Here is a 20096-nt window from a genome sequence, read left to right as displayed (position 1 = left end):
AACCCACCCGGGATGATCGATCAAAGATCGTTTTCGCAGGTCACATTAGGTATACCTAAGTGATGCAGGGCACCGTCCGATGATCCGGACGCCGCTTGTCAGGCTGCGCTGAATTACGCAACAATGGCGTTGTGAAAAACGTCGGCGAGGCTCGGGAGACCCCCTTGGGGGCCCCTCAGGAGGAACTCGCGACCGGTGAGCGTTCCACACGCAACCGCGTCGCGCGATCCATCCTGGACCACGGCCCGTCGACCGTCGCCGAGCTGGCCGGCCGGCTGGGACTGACCCAGGCCGCCGTCCGGCGCCACCTCGACGCCCTTGTCGTCGACGACGTCGTTGAGGCGCGGGAGCAGCGGGTGTACGGCACGCGCACGCGTGGCCGTCCCGCCAAGGTCTTCGCGCTCACCGACTGCGGCCGGGACGCCTTCGACCAGTCCTACGACAAGCTCGCCGCCGACGCGCTCCGCTGGATCGCCGAGCGCGAGGGCGGCCCCGAGGCGGTCGCCGCCTTCGCCCGCGCCCGGATCGCGTCCCAGGCCGCCGCCTACCGCAGGGCGATCGAGGCCGTCACCCCGGACAAGCGCACCGAAGCCCTGGCCAAGGCCCTGAGCCTGGACGGGTACGCTGCAACGGCGCGCAGCGCACCGGTCGGCGAGCAGCTGTGCCAGCACCACTGCCCGGTCGCCCATGTGGCGGAGCAGTTCCCGCAGCTATGCGAGGCGGAGACGGAGATCTTCGCGGAACTGCTCGGGACCCACGTCCAGCGACTGGCGACCATCGCGCACGGCGACGGCGTCTGCACGACATTCATCCCCAAGACCACTGACGCACCTGCAAGCACGGCCGGGAGGAACCCCGCATGACTCTCCCCACGGAGACTGCCCACCCTGAGCTCGAGGGCCTGGGCAAGTACGAATACGGCTGGGCCGACTCCGACGTGGCCGGTGCGTCCGCGCGCCGTGGCCTGAACGAGGACGTGGTCCGGGACATCTCGGGCAAGAAGTCCGAGCCGGAGTGGATGACCAAGCTCCGCCTCAAGGGCCTGAAGCTCTTCGAGAAGAAGCCCATGCCGAACTGGGGCTCGGACCTGTCGGGCATCGACTTCGACAACATCAAGTACTTCGTGCGCTCCACGGAGAAGCAGGCGGAGTCCTGGGAGGACCTGCCCGAGGACATCAAGAACACCTACGACAAGCTGGGCATCCCGGAGGCCGAGAAGCAGCGCCTCGTCGCCGGTGTCGCCGCCCAGTACGAGTCGGAGGTCGTCTACCACCAGATCCGCGAGGACCTGGAGGAGCAGGGCGTCATCTTCCTCGACACCGACACCGCGCTGAAGGAGCACCCGGAGCTCTTCAAGGAGTACTTCGGGACCGTCATCCCCGCCGGTGACAACAAGTTCGCCTCCCTGAACACCGCCGTGTGGTCGGGCGGGTCGTTCATCTACGTGCCGAAGGGCGTGCACGTGGAGATCCCGCTCCAGGCCTACTTCCGCATCAACACGGAGAACATGGGCCAGTTCGAGCGGACCTTGATCATCGTCGACGAGGGTGCCTACGTGCACTACGTCGAGGGCTGCACGGCGCCGATCTACAAGTCGGACTCGCTGCACAGCGCGGTCGTCGAGATCATCGTCAAGAAGAACGCCCGCTGCCGCTACACGACCATCCAGAACTGGTCGAACAACGTCTACAACCTGGTCACCAAGCGCGCCGTGGCGTACGAGGGCGCGACCATGGAGTGGATCGACGGCAACATCGGCTCCAAGGTGACGATGAAGTACCCGGCCGTCTACCTGATGGGCGAGCACGCCAAGGGCGAGACCCTCTCCATCGCGTTCGCGGGCGAGGGCCAGCACCAGGACGCCGGCTCCAAGATGGTCCACATGGCGCCGAACACCTCGTCCAACATCGTCTCCAAGTCGGTGGCGCGCGGTGGCGGCCGTACCTCGTACCGCGGCCTGGTGGAGATCGGCGAGGGCGCCCACGGCTCGAAGTCGAACGTGCTGTGCGACGCGCTGCTCGTCGACACCATCTCCCGCTCCGACACGTACCCGTACGTCGACGTCCGCGAGGACGACGTGTCCATGGGCCACGAGGCGACCGTCTCCAAGGTCTCCGAGGACCAGCTCTTCTACCTGATGAGCCGCGGCCTCACCGAGTTCGAGGCGATGGCGATGATCGTGCGCGGCTTTGTCGAGCCGATCGCCAAGGAACTCCCGATGGAGTACGCGCTGGAGCTCAACCGGCTGATCGAGCTGCAGATGGAGGGCGCGGTCGGCTGAGGCCGGTCCGTCTCCCGACAGCAGCCAGCAATTTCTGACGTAGGAAGAGAGCAGACCGACAGCCATGGCTGAGGCTCAGAACTCCCCCACCCTCAACTCCGTTCGGGCGGGGGGACCCCCACCGATGGGCTCCACCACCGCAGGCCAGATCGCGGTCGCCGCCGAGTCGACCGTCGCCACGCGCATGAGCGCGCCCCCGTCCTTCGACGTCGCGGACTTCCCGGTCCCGCACGGCCGTGAGGAGGAGTGGCGGTTCACCCCGCTGGAGCGCCTGCGCGGGCTGCACGACGGCACCGCGGTGGCGAACGGCGGCGGCGTGAAGGTCGACGTCCAGGCCCCCGAGGGCGTCACCGTCGAGACCGTCGGCCGTGACGACGCACGGCTCGGCAGGGCGGGCACTCCGGTGGACCGCGTCGCCGCCCAGGCGTACTCCGCCTTCGAGCAGGCCGGCGTGGTCACCGTCCCCAAGGAGACGGTGCTCACCGAGCCGATCCGCATCGCCGTGCACGGCGAGGGCGGGGTCGCCTACGGCCACCAGGTGATCGAGCTGGGTGCCTTCGCGGAGGCCGTCGTCGTCATCGACCACACCGGCGACGCGGTGCTCGCCGCCAATGTCGACTACGTCCTGGGCGACGGCGCCAAGCTGACCGTCGTCTCCGTCCAGGACTGGGACGACAAGGCCGTGCACGTGGGCCAGCACAACGCGCTGATCGGCCGCGACGCCACCTTCAAGTCGTTCGTGGTCACCTTCGGCGGCGACGTCGTACGCCTGCACCCGCGCGTCGCCTACGCCGGCACCGGCGGCGAGGCCGAGCTGTTCGGTCTGTACTTCACCGACGCGGGCCAGCACCAGGAGCACCGTCTCCTCGTCGACCACAACACCCCGCACTGCAAGTCCAACGTCATGTACAAGGGCGCGCTGCAGGGCGAGGAAGCACACGCGGTGTGGATCGGTGACGTGCTCATCGAGGCCAAGGCCGAGGGCACGGACACCTACGAGATGAACCGCAACCTCGTCCTCACGGACGGCGCGCGCGTCGACTCGGTGCCGAACCTGGAGATCGAGACCGGCGAGATCGTCGGTGCCGGCCACGCCTCCGCCACCGGCCGCTTCGACGACGAGCAGCTCTTCTACCTGATGGCCCGCGGCATCCCGGAGCACGAGGCCCGCCGTCTGGTGGTCCGCGGCTTCTTCGCCGAGCTGGTCCAGCAGATCGGTGTCGCCGACATCGAGGAGCGCCTGCTCGCCAAGATCGAGGAGGAGCTGGAGGCGTCGGTCGCATGACTGCCCCCTCTACGTTCCTGCGCGCCTGCGGGCTCAGCGAGCTGGAGACCGACACCCCGAAGCGGGTCGAACTCGACGGCACGCCGGTCTCGGTCGTGAAGACCGAGGGCGAGGTCTTCGCGATCTACGACATCTGCTCCCACGCGAACGTCTCCCTCTCCGAGGGCGAGGTGGAGGACTGTCAGATCGAGTGCTGGCTGCACGGCTCCAGCTTCGACCTCCGTACCGGCAAGCCGTCCGGCCTCCCCGCGACGCGCCCCGTCCCCGTATACCCCGTAAAGATCGAAGGGGACGACGTGCTCGTCTCCCTCACCCAGGAGTCCTGAGGCACCCATGGCAACGCTTGAAATCCGAGACCTGCACGTCACCGTCGAGGCCGACAACGCCACGAAGGAGATCCTCAAGGGCGTCGACCTCACCGTGAAGCAGGGCGAGACGCACGCCATCATGGGCCCCAACGGCTCCGGCAAGTCGACCCTCGCCTACTCGCTCGCGGGTCACCCGAAGTACACGATCACCGGCGGCACCGTCACCCTCGACGGCGAGGACGTCCTGGAGATGTCCGTCGACGAGCGCGCCCGCGCGGGCCTGTTCCTGGCGATGCAGTACCCGGTCGAGGTCCCCGGCGTCTCGGTCTCCAACTTCCTGCGCACCTCCGCGACCGCCATCCGCGGCGAGGCCCCCAAGCTGCGCACCTGGGTGAAGGAGGTCAAGGAGACCATGGAGCGGCTCCACATGGACCCGTCCTTCGCCGAGCGCAACGTCAACGAGGGCTTCTCCGGCGGTGAGAAGAAGCGCCACGAGATCCTCCAGCTGGAGCTGCTCAAGCCGAAGGTCGCGATCCTCGACGAGACCGACTCCGGCCTGGACGTCGACGCGCTCCGCATCGTCTCCGAGGGCGTCAACCGCGTCCGCGAGACCGGCGAGGTCGGCACCCTGCTGATCACGCACTACACGCGCATCCTGCGCTACATCAAGCCCGACCACGTCCACGTGTTCGCCGGCGGCCGCATCGTCGAGTCCGGTGGCGCCGAGCTGGCGGACAAGCTGGAGAACGAGGGCTACGAGGCATACGTGAAGGGTGGCGCATCCGCGTGACACAGCTGCCGGGCCTCCTCGACACCGAGGCGATCCGCAAGGACTTCCCCATCCTGGACCGCCAGGTCCACGACGGTCAGAAGCTCGTGTACCTGGACAACGCGGCGACCTCGCAGAAGCCGCGCCAGGTGCTGGACGCCCTGAGCGAGTACTACGAGCGCTACAACGCCAACGTCCACCGCGGTGTGCATGTGCTCGCCGAGGAGGCCACGGCGCTGTACGAGGGCGCGCGCGACAAGGTCGCCGAGTTCATCAACGCCCCCAGCCGCGACGAGGTGATCTTCACCAAGAACGCCTCCGAGTCGCTGAACCTCGTGGCGAACATGCTGGGCTGGGCCGACGAGCCCTACCGCGTGGACCACGAGACCGAGATCGTCATCACGGAGATGGAGCACCACTCCAACATCGTGCCGTGGCAGCTGCTCGCGCAGCGCACGGGCGCGAAGCTGAAGTGGTTCGGGCTCACCGACGACGGCCGTCTGGACCTGTCCAACATCGACGAGGTCATCACGGAGAAGACGAAGATCGTCTCCTTCGTGCTGGTGTCGAACATCCTGGGCACCCTCAACCCGGTCGAGGCGATAGTGCGCCGCGCCCAGGAGGTCGGCGCCCTGGTCTGCATCGACGCCTCCCAGGCCGCCCCGCACATGCCGCTGGACGTGCAGGCCCTCCAGGCCGACTTCGTGGCCTTCACCGGCCACAAGATGTGCGCCCCGACCGGCATCGGCGTCCTGTGGGGCCGCCAGGAGCTGCTGGAGGACCTGCCTCCGTTCCTGGGCGGCGGCGAGATGATCGAGACGGTCTCGATGCACTCGTCGACGTACGCCCCGGCGCCGCACAAGTTCGAGGCGGGCACGCCCCCGATCGCCCAGGCGGTCGGCCTCGGCGCCGCGATCGACTACCTGAACTCCATCGGCATGGACAAGATCCTCGCCCACGAGCACGCGCTCACCGAGTACGCGGTGCGCCGGCTGGCGGAGGTCCCGGACCTGAGGATCATCGGCCCGACCACGGCCGAGGACCGGGGCGCGGCGATCTCCTTCACCCTCGGCGACATCCACCCGCACGACGTGGGCCAGGTACTCGACGAGCAGGGCATCGCGGTCCGCGTCGGCCACCACTGCGCGCGTCCCGTCTGTCTGCGCTACGGAATTCCTGCGACCACGCGAGCGTCGTTCTATCTGTACTCCACGCCGGCCGAGATCGACGCTCTGGTCGACGGTCTGGAGCACGTACGGAACTTCTTCGGCTGAGGGGCGTGCTGAAACGGTGAAGCTGGATTCGATGTACCAGGAAGTCATCCTGGACCACTACAAGAACCCGCACGGGCGTGGTCTCAGGGATGGCGACGCCGAGGTGCACCACGTGAACCCGACCTGTGGCGACGAGATCACCCTTCGCGTGAAGTACGAGGGCACGAGGATCGAGGACGTCAGCTACGAGGGCCAGGGCTGCTCGATCAGCCAGGCCTCGGCGTCCGTGCTGAACGAACTCCTCGTCGGCAAGGAGCTGGCCGAGGCGCAGAAGATCCAGGAGACCTTCCTGGAGCTGATGCAGTCCAAGGGCAAGATCGAGCCCGACGACGCCATGGAGGAGGTCCTGGAGGACGCGGTCGCGTTCGCCGGTGTCTCCAAGTACCCCGCGCGGGTCAAGTGCGCCCTCCTGAGCTGGATGGCGTGGAAGGACGCGACGGCCCAGGCGCTGGATGGCGCCGAAGCCGAAAGGAAGACCGCATGAGCGACACCGTCGAGATGAAGCCGGCCTCGGAGGAAGAACTCCGCGAGGCCCTGATGGACGTGGTCGACCCCGAGCTGGGCATCGACGTCGTCAACCTCGGCCTGATCTACGGCATCCATGTCGACGAGTCCAACATCGCGACCGTCGACATGACCCTGACCTCGGCGGCCTGCCCGCTGACCGACGTCATCGAGGACCAGGCCAAGTCCGCCACGGACGGCCTCGTCAACGAGCTGCGCATCAACTGGGTCTGGATGCCGCCGTGGGGCCCCGACAAGATCACCGACGACGGCCGCGAGCAGCTCAGGGCGCTCGGGTTCAACGTCTGATCACCACCGCGTGCGTGAGGCGGCGGCACCCCGTGCGGGTGCCGCCGCTTTCGCGTGCTCTCGGCCGGGGCCGTCCACCAGCGGCCATGTGTACGTCCGTACACCACCGTTGTGTACGCTCGTACACATGGGATACCTCTTGCTCGCCGGCGCCATAGCCGCCGAGGTCGCCGCGACGACGGCGATGAAGTACACCGCGGGGTTCAGCCGGCTCTGGCCCTCGCTCGCGACGGCCCTGGGCTACGTCGTCTCCTTCGCGCTGCTCGCCCAGACCCTGAAGACCGTGCAGATCGGCACGGCGTACGCGATCTGGTCCGGGGTGGGCACCGCGGCCATCGCCGTCCTCGGGCTGCTGCTGTTCGGGGAGGGGCTGAGCGTCACCAAGGTCGCCGGGATCCTGCTGATCATCGGGGGAGTCGTCGTGCTGAACCTGGGCGGGGCGAGCCACTGATGGCCCGCCGCTACGACCCCGACCGGCGCCGGCGCATCATCGACGCCGCGATCCGCGTGGTCGGCCGGGACGGCATCGCCGGCCTGAGTCACCGCTCCGTCGCCGCCGAGGCGGACGTCCCGCTCGGCTCCACGACGTACCACTTCGCCACCCTCGAAGAGCTGATGGTGGCCGCGCTGCGGCAGGCCAACGAGGGCTTCGCCACGGTGCTCGCCGAACGGCTGCCGGAAGGCGGGCAGGGTGATCTCGCCGCCGAACTGGCCGCCGTGCTCGGCGCGTGGATGGGCGGTGACCGTACGGGCGTGGAGCTGGAGTACGAGCTGTATCTCGCCGCGCTGCGCCGGCCCGCGCTGCGCCCCGTCGCCGCCGAGTGGACCGAGGACGCGGCCGCGCTGCTGGCCCGGCGTACGGACCCGGTCACGGCCCGGGCGCTGCTCGCGCTCATGGACGGCATCTGCCTTCAGGTGCTGCTCACGGGCGGTTCGTACGACGAGGAGCACGCCCGCGCCGTGCTGGCTCGGCTGATCCCCTGAATCCCCGCCCGGCACGTGAGACGTCCCGGCGCTGGTTCGCCTCCACGACCCCGCTCACGTTAGGTTCTGGTACATGACCGACACTGCTTCCCGCACCACCGGCGCCGTCGCCGCCGGCCTTGCCACGATCGCCGCCGACGGCACCGTTCTCGACACCTGGTTCCCGGCCCCCGAGCTGGTCGAGCAGCCGGGCCCGGCCGGCACCGAGCGGCTGAGCGCCGAGCAGGCGGCCGATCTGCTGGGCGAGGGCGCGGCCAAGGCGGTCGGCCCGGACGCCCGCCGGGGCGTCGAGGTGGTCGCGGTCCGTACGGTCATCGCGTCGCTGGACGAGAAGCCGCTCGACGCCCACGACGTCTACCTGCGTCTGCACCTGCTCTCGCACCGCCTGGTCAAGCCGCACGGCCAGAGCCTGGACGGCATCTTCGGCCACCTCGCCAACGTCGCCTGGACCTCGCTGGGCCCGGTCGCCGTGGACGACATCGAGAAGGTGCGGCTGAACGCCCGCGCCGAGGGCCTGCACCTCCAGGTCACCTCGATCGACAAGTTCCCGCGCATGACGGACTACGTGGCCCCCAAGGGCGTCCGTATCGCCGACGCCGACCGGGTCCGCCTCGGCGCGCACCTGGCCGAGGGCACCACGGTCATGCACGAGGGCTTCGTCAACTTCAACGCCGGCACGCTGGGCACCTCGATGGTCGAGGGCCGTATCTCCGCCGGTGTCGTGATCGGCGACGGCTCGGACATCGGCGGCGGCGCCTCCACCATGGGCACCCTGTCCGGCGGCGGCAACGTGATCATCTCCATCGGCGAACGCTGCCTGATCGGCGCCGAGGCGGGCGTGGGCATCGCGCTGGGCGACGAGTGCGTGGTCGAGGCCGGGCTGTACGTCACCGCGGGCACCCGGGTCACCATGCCCGACGGCCAGATCGTCAAGGCCCGCGAGCTGAACGGCGCCTCCAACATCCTCTTCCGCCGCAACTCGGTCACCGGCAAGGTCGAGGCCCGCCCGAACAACGCGGTCTGGGGCGGCCTGAACGACATCCTGCACAGCCACAACTGAGGCACGGCACAAGCGACCAGCGCCCCGCACCACGTGGTGCGGGGCGCTTCGTCATGCGGGCGCGGCCGCCGCGAACTCGGCCAGCGCCGCGAAGTCGGCGGCGCGCAGACCGATCCTCGGGTTCACGTGATGGAGCAGGGCGGGGCCGGGATGACGGGCCTTGACGTACAGCGTGTCCGCCGGGCTCTGTTCGTCGTCCACCCAGGCGAACGCGCGGCCCCCGGCGTACGCCACGATCGCCTCCGTCTTCCAGTGGACGCCGTCGGGACGCTCGGCGAACAGGCCTCCGCCGAAGTCGACGTACGGCAGGTCGGCGGGCAGGCCGACGACCGGCGCGATCCAGACGTTGGCCTCCTCCATCCAGCTCGTCGCCCACACCAGCTCGTAGCCGAGCCCGAGCAGTGCCGGGCCGTGCTCCGGGTTCAGCCAGACGCGCAGGGGCCGCCGGTAGCCGATCGGCACCCGGATCGTCGTATAGCCCTCGGGCCGGCGTTCCGCCTGGGCCGCGTACGGGTTGAGGGGGCCGTCGACGTCCAGGAACAGCAGGGGGCGGCTCACGGGGACACCGTACGGCAGGACAGGCGGCCGGTGCCGCGGCTCGTGCCGGTCACGAGCGGCGGCACCGAGGTGGTCCCGCCCGGCGGGTACCGGAAGCCGTACGACGACTACGCCTCCGCGTGCGCTGATTCACGCCGCCGCCAACTCCTCGTACAGCGCCAGCAGTCCGTCGGCCGTCTCCCGGCCTGCGGGCAGCAGCGGGGCGCGCACCGGACCCGCGGGCAGGCCGAGCCGGGCCAGCAGGGCCTTGGCGGTGACCGTGCCCGGCAGGCCCGCGCCCATCATCGCCTCGATCAACGGCGTGGCCCGCAGCTGGAGTTCGCGCGCGCGGACGGTGTCGCCCGCGTCGAAGGCGTCGAGGACCGCGGCCATATGGGCCGGGACGGCGTTGGCGACCGTGCTCACACAGCCCGCCGCGCCGACCGCGTACAGCGCCAGCACGTGCTCGTCGCAGCCCGCGTAGTACGCCAACTCCGTGTGTGCCAGCACCTTCTGGGTGCCGAGGAAGTCGTAGGAGCAGTCCTTGACCGCCACGATGTGCGGGTGCCCGGCGAGGCGGAGCATCGTCTCCGGTTCGATCCGGGTGCCGGTGCGGCCCGGGATGTCGTAGAGCATCACGGGCAGCTCGCTCGCGTCGGCGACCTGACGGAAGTGCGCCTCCACCGCCTCCTGCGGGGGCCGGCTGTAGTACGGCGTCACCACCAGCACCCCGTCGGCGCCCGCCTTCCCGGCCGCGAGCGCCAGCTCGACGGTGTGCCGGGTGTCGGCGCTGCCCACGCCCGCGACCAGGGAGGCCCGGTCACCGACCGCCTCCCGGACGGCCGTGATCAGCTCCGTCTTCTCCGCGTCCGTGGTGGTGGGCGACTCGCCGGTGGTGCCGTTCAGCACCAGGCCGTCGCAGCCCTCGGCCACCAGCCGTGCGGCCAGGGCCTGGGCCCCGTCCAGGTCGAGGGCGCCCGCCCCGGTGAACGGTGTGATCATCGCGCAGAGGCTGCGGCCGAAGGGTGTGCTGGTCATGGGAGTAGTCTCGGCAGCGCAACGGTGAAGCTCTACTTAATTCTTCTACGAGATATGGCTAAGTGATGCTGATGAGACGGGCCGGTGACCGAAGGTCCTGTGTCCAACTCGGCCCCTCATGGGTCACTATGGCCGAAGGGTCACACCGACGTCAGGTCATGGGAGGCACCATGAAGCTCGGCAAGGCACTGGCCACCGGGGTCGCCGAGGAGCGGCCGCTCGTCCAGGAGGAGGAGATCCCGCTCCCCGAGGACGCCGTCACCGTCGAACCGGCCGAGCCGGCCCGCGAAGAGGTCCCGGCCGCCCGATGAGACTGCGGCTCCCGGCGGAACGCCCGGCGGAGCCGCCGACCGGATACAAGATCGCCCACCCGGTGCTGTCCCAGGACGGCACCCGGGCCGGGTTCACCGGGGTGTCGCTCGGCGGCGCGCTGCCCTACGGCGTACTCGACGACGCCTCCTGTGTCTACGGCCGACGGCACCGCCCGCCCGCGCGGCTGTGCGACTGCGGCTTCCACTGCGTCCATGACCGCGCGGCCGCCGAGGCCATGCGCTGCACGGCCGAGCACCGCACGGCCCTCCTGCTCGAGGTCACCGTGCTCGGCGCCTACATCCGCTTCGAGCGCGGATTCCGCTATGCCCGGCAGCGGGTGCGCGCCGCCACCGCCGGCCCCTGCGCCTGCGGGGCCAGTGCCGTCGCGCTGGCCGACGCCGGCTGGGGCCGCCCCGGCTGGCGCGCCCTCGTCCCCGTCTGCGCCGACTGCGTGCGCGGCGGTACGTCCGTCTCGCTCGCCGGCTTCGCCCGGCTGGCCGGGCAGGGGCTGCGAGTGGTGGCACAGGGGGGCGGCAAGGGACTTCCGGCCGCCGAGGCGGTGTCCGGCGCGGAGCCGGGCGTGCCCGAACTCGTCGCGGAGGCCGCGCTGTTGCAGGCGCGCCTCGACTGGTTCCAGAGCCAGCTCGCCCGCCTCGGCGAACGCGGGGAACAGGGCTGACCGGGCTGACGCTCAGGCGACCGCGGCTGCGCCCGCGCCGAAAAGTCGATCCACCTGGACAAAAAAAGTCTTCGGTGCGAGGGTGGACGCATGCTGGACGTGACCGTGATCGAGGACCCCGAGGCGGCGGCCGTGTCGCTGGACCCCATACGGGCCCGGCTGCTCGCCGAGCTGGCCGCCGAACCCGCGTCGGCGGCGATGCTGGCCGGCAAGGTCGGACTGCCCCGGCAGAAGGTGAACTACCACCTCAAGGCACTGGAGCGGCACGGCCTGGTCGAGCTGGCCTTCGAGCGCCGCAAGGGCAATGTCACCGAGCGGCTGATGCGCGCGACCGCCGCGTCGTACGTCATCTCGCCGGCCGCCCTGCCCGCCGTGCAGCCGGACCCGGACCGCTTCCGTGACCAGCTCTCGGCGCGCTGGCTGCTCGCGCTCGGCGCCCGTCTGGTGCGGGACGTGGGCGCGCTGATCACCGGCGCCACGAAGGCCAGGAAGCGGCTGGCGACCTACGCCCTGGACGGCGAGGTCCGCTTCGCCTCCGCCGCCGACCGCGCGGCGTTCGTCCAGGAGCTGACGGCGGGTGTGAGCGCCCTCATCCGCAAGTACGACGCCCCCGATGCCGAGGACGGCCGCGACCACCGGATCGTCGTCGCCCTCCATCCCACGGTCAAGGACCGGCCCACCCCCGCACTGGATCAGTGAGCAGGAGCACCACCATGTCCAAGGAATTCGAGATCGTCCGCGAGTTCGAGGTCGACGTTCCGCCCGAGAAGGTCTGGGAGGCCGTCACCACCGGAACCGGTGGCTATCTGTGGCCGATGGACCCGCCCGAGCCCCGGGAGGGCGGCCAGGGCCCCTTCGGGTCGACGGTCACCGCCTGGGACCCGCCCCACCGCTACACCAACCGCAGCGAGAACGTGGGCATGCCCACCCAGTCCCTCAATCAGCTCGACTACACCATCGAGCCCCGCGACGAGGGCCGCCGCGCCTGGGTGCGCTACGTCCACAGCGGCATCTTCACCGACGACTGGAACAACCAGTACGACGGAGCGAGCAAGCACACCAACTTCTATCTGCACACCCTGTGCGAGTACCTCACGCACTTCGCTCCCCGCCCGGTCGTCTTCGCCCAGCTGAACGGCCCCGCGGCCTCGGCGGCCAAGGAGGCGCTCGCCGCCGCCGCGCACGCCCTGGGCCTCGCCGACGACGCGCCCGCCGGTACGAAGGCCGCCGTCCGCGGACCCGGCGGGCGGACCCTGGACGCCGTACTCGACTACCGCAACCCGTACTTCATCGGGCTGCGCACCGACAGCGCCCTCATCCGGTTCTTCGGCCGCGGCCACTGGGGTGCCCCGCTCGGCATCAGCGTCCACGACTTCGCGCCGGACGCCGACGCGCAGGCGAACGAGAGTGCCTGGCAGGACTGGCTGAACGGGGTGTTCAGCCAGTCCTGAGCGGGACCTACGGGCGGAACCGCAGCACCTGCGGGTCGTGGTCGCTGATCTGGTCGTTGAACTCCGAGTTGATGTGCACGCTGTCGTACTGGAACTCGCCGGCGCGCCGGATCGCCGGGCTGATCAGGATCTGGTCCAGGACCTGCTCGTTGCCCTGGTAGTCGTAGGTGTAACGCTCGCTCCTGGGCAGCGACTTGATCGCCGACCACAGCTCGCCGTGGCCCTCGAGGATCTTGGCGGTGCCGGAGAACTCGAAGTCGTTCATGTCGCCGAGCGCGATGACGTTCGCGTTCTTCTGGACCTTCAGGATGTCCCGGACGAACGCGTTCACCTCGGTCGCCTGCGCGTGGCGCTGGGTCTCCGAGCTGCGCGTGACCGGCTGGTACTGCGAGGTCAGCGGCTGGTCGCCGCCCTTGGAGATCAGATGGTTGGCGATCACGAAGACGGTCTTGCCATGGAAGACGAACTGGCCGGCCAGCGGCTTGCGGCTGTCCTTCCAGGCCGCGTTCGCCGGGTCGATCCGGCCCGGCGAGGCCGTCAGCTCGGCCTTGCCGTGCACCTTCGTGACACCGACCGCTGTGGTGGAGTCGCCGCCCGCGCGGTCCACGAAGGACACCCGCTCGGGGTTGAACAGGAACACCTGGCGGATGTTGCCGCCCGGCTCGCCGCCGTCCTGGTCGTTGACCGGGTCGATGGAGCGCCACTCGTACTTCGGGCCGCCCGCCGCGACGATCGCGTCGATCAGCTTGTTCACGGTCACGCTCGCGTCGACCGTGCCGTCGTCCTTGGCGCCGTTGTTGTCCTGGATCTCCTCCAGCGACACGATGTCCGGCGACTGCAGGTTGTTCACGATCGCGGCGGCGTGCTTGTCGAACGTGCTGTCCGACGGGTCGAGGTTCTCGACGTTGTACGTCGCCACCGCCAGCTCGCGGCTCGACTGCTTGCGCGTGGTCTCGCGCTGCAGCCCGCCGCTCTTCAGCGTGCCGAGCTCGCTCGCGACCAGGGTGTAGCCGCCGAACTGGTTGAAGTCCAGCGGGCCCGTGGTGGTGCCCTGAAGCGTGTCGCCGACGTTCGCCTTCGGGAAGTCGGCGGTGGAGCCCAGCGACTGTATCTGGAGCCGGCCGGTGTTCTGGGAGTCGTAGGAGCCGTAGAGGGTGCCGCCCCGGTGGGTGCGGTGCTCGTGCGGCTTGACCGTGACCCACAGCTCGGCGTAGGGGTCGGTGCCGGTGACCACGCGGGCGTCGGCGACCTGGACGTTCATGCCCTCCAGGGACTCGTAGTAGTCCAGGGCGTACTTCGACGGCTGCAGCGGCAGGCCGTTGACGGAGCCGTTCGCGGCGGTGTCGCCGGCCGGGGTGTACGCGCCAGGGACGGACTTCGCGTCGATCACGACCGGCGCCGGGACCGCGTTGCCCGTGGAGACGGTGGTGATCACCGGCTTGGTGATCTCCGTCACGGACTGGTTGCCGGACGAGGTGCCGCCCGGGACGTACTCGGAGACCGTGCCGGTCACCGTCACCGAGTCGCCGACCGCGACCTTCGGCGTGGAGCTGGTGAAGACGAACACACCCTCGCTGGTGCGCGGGTCGTTGTCCGGGGTCGGGTCCTGTATCCAGAAGCCTCTGGAGGAGCCGTACGTGCGCGTGGCCGTGACGATGCCGGGCACGTCCGTCACCTTCTGGCCCGCGAACGGCGAGATCCGGGTCGTGCCCTGGATGTCGTGGATGCGCACCGAGTCGGCGTGCGCGGGGGAGGTGAGGGCGACGGCCGACGCGGCGGAACAGACGGCGGCGACGGTGAGCGCGGCAAGGCGCGCGGAAGACCTGCTCGGCAAGGGATCCCTCCGGGGACGTGACGAAGTGCCGGGACGAGGTGGGACGAGAGGGCGGTACGGGAGCGTGCGGGGCTCGTAGCCCTCTGTGACACGCGTAGAGCCGAGTGAACAGTTGTCCCCCCAACTTCTACGCGCGTCAATCTCCAGCCTGCGCACGGGAGTTGTCAAGGTTTCGGCCATGTACGACGGTCGTCCGGGAGATGAACCGGGTGGCATGGGTGGAAATCCGTCTAGGCTGAGCGGTCGAGCCCGTTCACGGTCCGAGGAGAACCAGCCGATGTCAGACAGCTCCCCCCTGCCGCCCGTACGGCTGCACCCCGAAGCGGAGCTGGCGCGCGCCGCGCTGTCCACGCCGTTGCTTGCCCGTGCCGCCCGCCTCGCCCGCTGGGCCGGATCCGAGACCCGTGTGGACGCCGGCGGCGGCCTGGCCGAGGAGCAGCTTCCGGCCGCCGCCGAACTGCTCGGACTGAGCGGTGACGACGCCGCCGCGTACGCCAGTGAGGCCTGGCGGGTCGCGGTGGACGCGGGACTGGTCGAGATCACCGACGAGGAGGAGGGCACTGTCCGGGCGGGTCAGGAGCTGGCCCTGCTCACCGGCGGCTCCCCGCACGACGTGCTCGGTGTGTGGCTCGCCGCCCTGGAGACCGTCCTCACGGACGCCGCCGTTCCCGACCTGGACGGCCTGGTCGACGCGCTGGACACGGGCGACGAGGTCGATTTCTCGTCACTCGACTGGGACCCCGAGGCCGAGGCCGAGTTCCTCGACGGCGTCCTCGGCAACCTCTATCTGCTGACCGTGAGTGAGGACGGCCCCGGCGACGGCCCCGTCCCGCTGCCCGCCCTCGCCGCCTCGATGATCGTCCCCGACGACATGGGCGAGCCCACCAACGACGTCCTGGAGCAGGTCTCCGACGCGATGATGAGGCTGGACGACCAGTTCCGGACACTGGAGCCGATCGGGCTCGTGGAGTACCAGCCGGTCGACGAGGCGCTCATGGCCGACGCCGACGAGGAGCCCTCCGCGCCGGTCGACGACACCGACGTCTCCCGCTACGGCATGGTCCGGCTCACCCCGCTCGGCGCGTACGGGCTGCGGGCGCGGCTGCTGGACGCCGGGTTCGCGGCGCCGGCCGTCGGCGAACTCGCCGACAAGGGCGCGGACGCCCTGCTCGACGGCACCGCCGGATTCGGCCAGTCCGCGGCCCAGGCCGAGACCGAGCAGTGGCTCGCCCGCCGTGAACCCCTCACCGGGGCGCGGGAGTTGCTGTCCGCCGCCCGGGGTGCGGACGCGGGTGCGCCGCTGCGCCGGCTGCGCTGCCAGCAGGCCCTGTCGCTGATCGGCGTGGAGGCCGAGCCGGCCCTGCGGGAGGTGCTGGACGATCCCGAGCTGGGCGGTCTGGCCCGGGTGTGGCTGAGCGAACAGGGCGCCGCCGGGGTGCCGGCGCCGCCCGAGGAGATGGTGTTCTGGCTGACCATCGACACCGTGGCCGCCCAACTGGCAGCCGAGGGCAACTCCGAGGAACTGCAGGCGCTCGTGGAGGGGCTGGCCGCACAGCACAGCGGGTTCTTCGCCACGGCCTGGCGCGTGGAGCATCCGGCCACCGCCGACGTGCTGGAGGCGATGGGGCGGCTGCACCCGGACAAGAAGGTGGCGAAGGAAGCGCGGAAGGCGGCGTTCAAGGCGCGCTCCCAGCAAGGGGGTTGACCCCGGCGGTGAGCTGCTGAAGCGAGCCCCTTGGGCTTGCCATGGGTCGGTGCATACGGATTCTTGAACAAGGGGCGGGGAAGTCGCCCGACGTTCAACCGCCGTTCAGAAGTGGACGGGAGCGTGTGCGCCGAACCGAGGTCCGCCATCCTCCACGGCACGCTCACCGTCTCAGGAGACACCATGTCGCTCACCCGCAGGGACTTCGCCAGAAAATCCGCGATCACCGGTGCCGGGGTGGCACTGGCGGGCAGCGTCGGCGCCCTCGCCACCGCCCCGGGCGCCCTCGCCGCCACGGACGACGTCGAGAGCGCGGACGCCGAGTCGGCACACGGGCACCGCCACGGGGTCGGTTACGGCCCGCTGGTCGCCGACCCGGACGGCATCCTCGCGCTGCCCGCGGGTTTCACGTACCGGGTCATCACCTTCAGCGGGAGGACCAGGCTGGAGTCGGGCGAGTTCACCCCGTCCAACCACGACGGCACCGCCACCTTCGACGGCCCGCGGGGCACCACGCTCCTCGTCAACAACCACGAACTGGCCGGCGCCCGCGCCGACTGGCCGCACCCGGTGCCGCTCACCGAGGGACTCGTCTACGACCCGGCCGCGGCCGGCGGCTGCACCGTCGTCGAGGTCCGGCGTGGTGGCGAGGTCGCCGAGTGGGTGGGCATCGCCGGCACCGCCACCAACTGCGCGGGCGGCAGCACCCCGTGGGGCACCTGGCTGACCTGCGAGGAGACCGAGGACAAGGCCGGCAGATACGGTTTCACCAAGGACCACGGCTACGTCTTCGAGGTCGACCCGGCGGACCGCCGGGCCAACCGCGCCCCCAAGCCGGTCAAGGCCCTCGGCCGCTACGCACACGAGGCCGTCGTCGTCGACCCCAGGCGCGGCCACCTCTACCTCACCGAGGACGCCTCCGGTCCCAACGGCCTGCTCTACCGCTGGACCCCGCCGCACGGCTTCAGCCACGGCCGCGGCAGGCTGCGCACCCTCGCCGACGACGCGGGCGTGCTCCAGGCCTTCAAGTGCTTCGACTCCGGCGGCAAGTTCGTGGACGACCTCTCCCGCGCCACCAGGACCGGCACGGTCTACGGTGTCGACTGGGTGGACGTCCCCGACCGTGACGCCCGGACCGTCTCGGTGCGCAAGCAGTTCACCGACGCCCAGGTCACCCGCGCCCGCAAGCTGGAGGGCATGTGGTGGGGTGACGGCGGCACCTACATCGTCTCCTCCTTCGCCCGCGCGGAGAGCCCCCTCCAGCACGACGGCCAGGTCTGGTTCTACGACCCGAAACGCCGCACCCTCACCCTGAAGGTCCTGCTCGGCGTGAACCCGGACCCGGCGAAGGACGGCGCCTTCGACGGCCCCGACAACATCACCGTCTCCCCGTACGGCGGCCTCGTCATCGCCGAGGACGGCGAGGGCGTCCAGCATCTGTTCGGCGCCACCGAGAGCGGCCGTACGTACCCGATCGCCCGCAACGAACTCAACATCGGCACCGCACAGGACCCGGAGTACAGCGAGTTCACCGGCGTCACCTTCTCGCCCGACGGCAGGACCCTGTACGCCAACATCCAGACCCCGGGCATCATGCTCGCCATCACCGGGCCCTGGAAGCGGCAGAAGCGCGACTGACGGCCGGTGGGCGTTAATTCGCTCGCGTGTCCCGCGGCCCCCCTCCTAGAGTGATCCACGTCCAGGTGCGAAGGCAGGACCTACTTCCACTCTTCATGGGGAGGCCGCGGGTTCGAGTCCCGCCACCGGCTCTCCAGGCCGGTGTAGCTCAGGGGTCAGAGCACCATCGTCGGTTCCGCCGGCCTCGATCTCTGGACGCCGAACAACTTCACGCACCTCCCGGTGCGCGGGCAGCGGCTCCTTCGTTGTGATCGAAATCAGCGCCGCCGCCGACTTGATCTCGGGAGGCGTGGCACATGGTGGGTGCCCGGTGCGCAGGCAGCGGTTACTCCTTTCGGATCAGAAGGTCGCGGGTTCGACTCCCGTCATCGACCCCGGGTCGGTGTGGCTCAGGGGACAGAGCGTCTGACTGGTTCCGCCGCCGACTTCCGACCTCGGGCCCCCTCCCTTTGCCATGCCTCCCTCCGAAACAGACGATGAATTCGGGGGAATTCACCATGGCGCGATTCAACACGCGTTCCGCCAAGGCCCAGTTGACGTCGGCGGTCACGTCGACCGGCCGGGTCCTGCGGACCTACGAGGGCGGCCGGGGCCAGGAGCGCGAGCCGCGCTCCGAGCTGTTCCTGCTCGCGGTGTCCAACTTCGTCTCGCGAAGCACCTTTTACGAGAGCGGCGCCGACCGCGACGACCGGTTCACCCGGCTCGTGCGTGACCTCGCCGTCAGCGACCCGGAGTGGACGGGCGGTCTGCTCGGCTGGCTGCGCGGCGAGGGCAACATGCGGACGGCGTCGATCGTGGGCGCCGCCGAGTACGTGCACGCCCGGCTGACCGCCGGCGCCACCGACGGCCCGTCGAACCGGCAGGTCGTGGCCTCCGTGCTCCAGCGCCCGGACGAGCCCGGCGAACTGCTCGCGTACTGGACGTCGACGTACGGCCGCGCGATCCCCAAGCCGGTCAAGCGGGGCGTCGCCGACGCCGTACGACGGCTCTACCACGCCAAGTCGCTGCTGAAGTACGACACCGCGTCCAAGGGCTACCGCTTCGGCGACATCCTCAACCTGGTGCACGCGGCGCCGGACGCGGACAAGCCGTGGCAGGGCGAGCTGTTCCGGTACGCGCTCGACCGGCGGCACAACCCGGACACGGCCGTGCCGCCCGCGTCGCTCCCGGTGCTCACCGCACACCGCGAGCTGATGGCACTGCCCGTCGAGCAGCGGCGGGCGGTCGTCACGGCATCCGGCGGCGCCGAGCGGCTGGCGGCGGCCGGGATCACCTGGGAGGCGCTGGCCGGCTGGCTGCAGGGCCCGATGGACAAGGCGGCCTGGGAGGCGGTCATCCCGTCCATGGGGACCATGGCGCTCGTCCGCAACCTGCGCAACTTCGACGAGGCGGGGGTCTCGGACGAGGTCGCCGCCCGGGTCGCGGCGCGGATCAGCGACCCGGTGGAGGTCGGCCGCTCGCGGCAGTTCCCCTTCCGCTATCTCGCCGCGTACCAGCACGCGCCCTCGCTGCGCTGGTCCTACCCGCTGGAGCGGGCGCTCGGCCACTCGCTGGCCAACGTGCCCGCGCTGCCGGGCCGCACGCTGGTGCTGGTCGACCGGTCGGGCTCGATGTTCTGGTCGCAGGCCTCGGAGCACTCGCAGCTCACCCGGGCCGACGCGGCGGCGGTCTTCGGCACCGCGCTCGCGCTGCGGGCGGCCGACGCGGACCTGGTGGAGTTCGGTACGACGAGCAACGCGGTGGACTTCCGCAAGGGCGAGTCGGTGCTGAAGCTCCTGGAGCGCTTCGGCAACCTGGGCGGCACCGACACCACCGACGCGGTGCGCCGGCACTACAAGAAGCACGACCGGGTGCTGATCGTCACCGACGAGCAGTACGCCCCGAACCACCACGGTGACCCGACCGCGCAGATCCCGTCCCACGTGCCCGTCTACACCTGGAACCTGGAGGGCTACCAGGCCGGCCACGGCCCGTCGGGCACGGGGAACAGGCACACCTTCGGAGGGCTTTCGGACGCGGCCTTCCGGATGGTGCCGCTGCTCGAGTCGGCACGGGACGCTTCGTGGCCGTGGCAGGGCTGAGCGGCATCCGGTCCTGAGCGCGGTGTCCGGCAGTGCCACGTTGACGA

21 protein-coding genes and 1 tRNA gene are annotated in these 20096 nt (G+C 70.3%); 19 read left to right on the top strand and 3 right to left on the bottom strand.

Translation table 11 applies throughout. The features are described from left to right. Positions 1 to 131: 131 nt before the first annotated feature. The 11 genes from ADK64_RS04765 to dapD all read left to right on the top strand — a co-directional run bounded on the left by ADK64_RS04765 (position 132) and on the right by dapD (position 8774). On the top strand, positions 132 to 863 hold the full coding sequence (locus ADK64_RS04765; protein ID WP_053655115.1) for a helix-turn-helix transcriptional regulator: 732 nt from the start codon (positions 132 to 134) through the stop codon (positions 861 to 863). Then, positions 860 to 2281 (top strand): Fe-S cluster assembly protein SufB, encoded by a 1422-nt coding sequence (gene sufB / locus ADK64_RS04760; protein ID WP_053655113.1) that lies wholly within the window; start codon positions 860 to 862, stop codon positions 2279 to 2281. The genes ADK64_RS04765 and sufB overlap by 4 nt, the downstream gene beginning before the upstream one ends. A 64-nt stretch (positions 2282 to 2345) precedes the next feature. Beyond that, positions 2346 to 3566 carry a Fe-S cluster assembly protein SufD gene (gene sufD / locus ADK64_RS04755; protein WP_053655110.1) on the top strand — a complete coding sequence of 407 codons (1221 nt, stop codon included), beginning with the start codon at positions 2346 to 2348 and terminating at the stop codon, positions 3564 to 3566. Further along, the gene (locus ADK64_RS04750) at positions 3563 to 3892 is read left to right on the top strand and encodes a non-heme iron oxygenase ferredoxin subunit (protein ID WP_053655108.1); all 330 of its coding nucleotides are present in this window, start codon (positions 3563 to 3565) and stop codon (positions 3890 to 3892) included. Before sufD ends, ADK64_RS04750 begins: the two co-directional genes overlap by 4 nt. 7 nt (positions 3893 to 3899) lie before the next feature. Further along, on the top strand, positions 3900 to 4664 hold the full coding sequence (sufC, locus tag ADK64_RS04745) for a Fe-S cluster assembly ATPase SufC (protein ID WP_053655105.1): 765 nt from the start codon (positions 3900 to 3902) through the stop codon (positions 4662 to 4664). Next, a complete protein-coding gene (locus ADK64_RS04740; protein WP_053655103.1) occupies positions 4661 to 5917 on the top strand; it encodes a cysteine desulfurase in 1257 nt (418 codons plus the stop codon). The genes sufC and ADK64_RS04740 overlap by 4 nt, the downstream gene beginning before the upstream one ends. 16 nt (positions 5918 to 5933) lie before the next feature. Next, a complete protein-coding gene (sufU, locus tag ADK64_RS04735; RefSeq protein ID WP_053655101.1) occupies positions 5934 to 6401 on the top strand; it encodes a Fe-S cluster assembly sulfur transfer protein SufU in 468 nt (155 codons plus the stop codon). Continuing rightward, complete coding sequence (locus tag ADK64_RS04730; RefSeq protein WP_053655099.1) at positions 6398 to 6730, top strand: metal-sulfur cluster assembly factor; 333 nt, start codon at positions 6398 to 6400, stop codon at positions 6728 to 6730. Before sufU ends, ADK64_RS04730 begins: the two co-directional genes overlap by 4 nt. A gap of 127 nt (positions 6731 to 6857) precedes the next feature. Further along, positions 6858 to 7181, top strand: a complete 324-nt coding sequence (locus tag ADK64_RS04725) for a DMT family transporter (protein ID WP_053655097.1) — start codon at positions 6858 to 6860, stop codon at positions 7179 to 7181. Next, a complete protein-coding gene (locus ADK64_RS04720) occupies positions 7181 to 7714 on the top strand; it encodes a TetR/AcrR family transcriptional regulator (protein ID WP_053655095.1) in 534 nt (177 codons plus the stop codon). Before ADK64_RS04725 ends, ADK64_RS04720 begins: the two co-directional genes overlap by 1 nt. 73 nt (positions 7715 to 7787) lie before the next feature. Further along, entirely contained in the window at positions 7788 to 8774 is a 987-nt protein-coding gene (dapD, locus tag ADK64_RS04715; RefSeq protein ID WP_053655094.1) for a 2,3,4,5-tetrahydropyridine-2,6-dicarboxylate N-succinyltransferase, read from the top strand. A gap of 51 nt (positions 8775 to 8825) precedes the next feature. Here dapD and ADK64_RS04710 read toward each other — a convergent pair whose 3' ends face one another. After that, positions 8826 to 9332, bottom strand: coding sequence for a hypothetical protein (locus tag ADK64_RS04710; RefSeq protein ID WP_199829480.1), 507 nt, complete (start codon positions 9330 to 9332; stop codon positions 8826 to 8828). A 129-nt stretch (positions 9333 to 9461) separates the two neighbouring features. Continuing rightward, a complete protein-coding gene (gene dapA / locus ADK64_RS04705) occupies positions 9462 to 10349 on the bottom strand; it encodes a 4-hydroxy-tetrahydrodipicolinate synthase (RefSeq protein ID WP_078992484.1) in 888 nt (295 codons plus the stop codon). A 170-nt stretch (positions 10350 to 10519) separates the two neighbouring features. Here dapA and ADK64_RS46525 point away from each other — a divergent pair, with 170 nt between their 5' ends. From ADK64_RS46525 to ADK64_RS04690, 4 genes are all read left to right on the top strand, one after another. Then, entirely contained in the window at positions 10520 to 10660 is a 141-nt protein-coding gene (locus ADK64_RS46525; protein WP_199829479.1) for a hypothetical protein, read from the top strand. After that, on the top strand, positions 10657 to 11340 hold the full coding sequence (locus ADK64_RS04700) for a hypothetical protein (protein WP_053655091.1): 684 nt from the start codon (positions 10657 to 10659) through the stop codon (positions 11338 to 11340). The genes ADK64_RS46525 and ADK64_RS04700 overlap by 4 nt, the downstream gene beginning before the upstream one ends. A 90-nt stretch (positions 11341 to 11430) precedes the next feature. Then, positions 11431 to 12039, top strand: coding sequence for an ArsR/SmtB family transcription factor (locus ADK64_RS04695; RefSeq protein ID WP_053655089.1), 609 nt, complete (start codon positions 11431 to 11433; stop codon positions 12037 to 12039). 14 nt (positions 12040 to 12053) lie between these two features. Beyond that, positions 12054 to 12791, top strand: coding sequence for an SRPBCC family protein (locus tag ADK64_RS04690; protein ID WP_053655087.1), 738 nt, complete (start codon positions 12054 to 12056; stop codon positions 12789 to 12791). A gap of 7 nt (positions 12792 to 12798) precedes the next feature. On the opposite strand, the gene ADK64_RS04685 is transcribed toward ADK64_RS04690, so the two are convergent. Beyond that, entirely contained in the window at positions 12799 to 14625 is a 1827-nt protein-coding gene (locus tag ADK64_RS04685; protein WP_053655085.1) for an endonuclease/exonuclease/phosphatase family protein, read from the bottom strand. Between the two features lie 277 nt (positions 14626 to 14902). Here ADK64_RS04685 and ADK64_RS04680 point away from each other — a divergent pair, with 277 nt between their 5' ends. The 4 genes from ADK64_RS04680 to ADK64_RS04670 all read left to right on the top strand — a co-directional run bounded on the left by ADK64_RS04680 (position 14903) and on the right by ADK64_RS04670 (position 20049). Beyond that, complete coding sequence (locus ADK64_RS04680) at positions 14903 to 16330, top strand: hypothetical protein (RefSeq protein WP_053655082.1); 1428 nt, start codon at positions 14903 to 14905, stop codon at positions 16328 to 16330. A gap of 183 nt (positions 16331 to 16513) precedes the next feature. Next, entirely contained in the window at positions 16514 to 17968 is a 1455-nt protein-coding gene (locus tag ADK64_RS04675; RefSeq protein ID WP_053655081.1) for an alkaline phosphatase PhoX, read from the top strand. A gap of 2 nt (positions 17969 to 17970) precedes the next feature. Then, a tRNA-OTHER gene (locus ADK64_RS45775) sits at positions 17971 to 18099 on the top strand. 366 nt (positions 18100 to 18465) lie between these two features. After that, positions 18466 to 20049 carry a TROVE domain-containing protein gene (locus ADK64_RS04670; RefSeq protein ID WP_053655079.1) on the top strand — a complete coding sequence of 528 codons (1584 nt, stop codon included), beginning with the start codon at positions 18466 to 18468 and terminating at the stop codon, positions 20047 to 20049. The last annotated feature ends 47 nt before the right edge of the window (positions 20050 to 20096 follow it).

The sequence above is a fragment of the Streptomyces sp. MMG1121 genome (assembly GCF_001280015.1).
Taxonomy (GTDB): Bacteria; Actinomycetota; Actinomycetes; order Streptomycetales; family Streptomycetaceae; genus Streptomyces.
Note: the sequence above shows the minus strand (reverse complement) of the source record. Positions and strands in the feature narration are given on the sequence as shown.

What these genes read in the sequence shown, in the direction of transcription:
- ADK64_RS04695 (WP_053655089.1), top strand. Translation starts at nt 11,431, where the DNA reads ATGCTGGACGTGACCGTGATCGAGGACCCCGAGGCGGCGGCCGTGTCG.
- ADK64_RS04720 (WP_053655095.1), top strand. Translation starts at nt 7,181, where the DNA reads ATGGCCCGCCGCTACGACCCCGACCGGCGCCGGCGCATCATCGACGCC.
- ADK64_RS04680 (WP_053655082.1), top strand. Translation starts at nt 14,903, where the DNA reads ATGTCAGACAGCTCCCCCCTGCCGCCCGTACGGCTGCACCCCGAAGCG.
- dapD (WP_053655094.1), top strand. Translation starts at nt 7,788, where the DNA reads ATGACCGACACTGCTTCCCGCACCACCGGCGCCGTCGCCGCCGGCCTT.
- sufB (WP_053655113.1), top strand. Translation starts at nt 860, where the DNA reads ATGACTCTCCCCACGGAGACTGCCCACCCTGAGCTCGAGGGCCTGGGC.
- ADK64_RS04675 (WP_053655081.1), top strand. Translation starts at nt 16,514, where the DNA reads ATGTCGCTCACCCGCAGGGACTTCGCCAGAAAATCCGCGATCACCGGT.
- ADK64_RS46525 (WP_199829479.1), top strand. Translation starts at nt 10,520, where the DNA reads ATGAAGCTCGGCAAGGCACTGGCCACCGGGGTCGCCGAGGAGCGGCCG.
- ADK64_RS04700 (WP_053655091.1), top strand. Translation starts at nt 10,657, where the DNA reads ATGAGACTGCGGCTCCCGGCGGAACGCCCGGCGGAGCCGCCGACCGGA.
- ADK64_RS04690 (WP_053655087.1), top strand. Translation starts at nt 12,054, where the DNA reads ATGTCCAAGGAATTCGAGATCGTCCGCGAGTTCGAGGTCGACGTTCCG.
- ADK64_RS04750 (WP_053655108.1), top strand. Translation starts at nt 3,563, where the DNA reads ATGACTGCCCCCTCTACGTTCCTGCGCGCCTGCGGGCTCAGCGAGCTG.
- dapA (WP_078992484.1), bottom strand. Translation starts at nt 10,349, where the DNA reads ATGACCAGCACACCCTTCGGCCGCAGCCTCTGCGCGATGATCACACCG.
- ADK64_RS04670 (WP_053655079.1), top strand. Translation starts at nt 18,466, where the DNA reads ATGGCGCGATTCAACACGCGTTCCGCCAAGGCCCAGTTGACGTCGGCG.
- ADK64_RS04725 (WP_053655097.1), top strand. Translation starts at nt 6,858, where the DNA reads ATGGGATACCTCTTGCTCGCCGGCGCCATAGCCGCCGAGGTCGCCGCG.
- ADK64_RS04730 (WP_053655099.1), top strand. Translation starts at nt 6,398, where the DNA reads ATGAGCGACACCGTCGAGATGAAGCCGGCCTCGGAGGAAGAACTCCGC.
- sufD (WP_053655110.1), top strand. Translation starts at nt 2,346, where the DNA reads ATGGCTGAGGCTCAGAACTCCCCCACCCTCAACTCCGTTCGGGCGGGG.
- sufC (WP_053655105.1), top strand. Translation starts at nt 3,900, where the DNA reads ATGGCAACGCTTGAAATCCGAGACCTGCACGTCACCGTCGAGGCCGAC.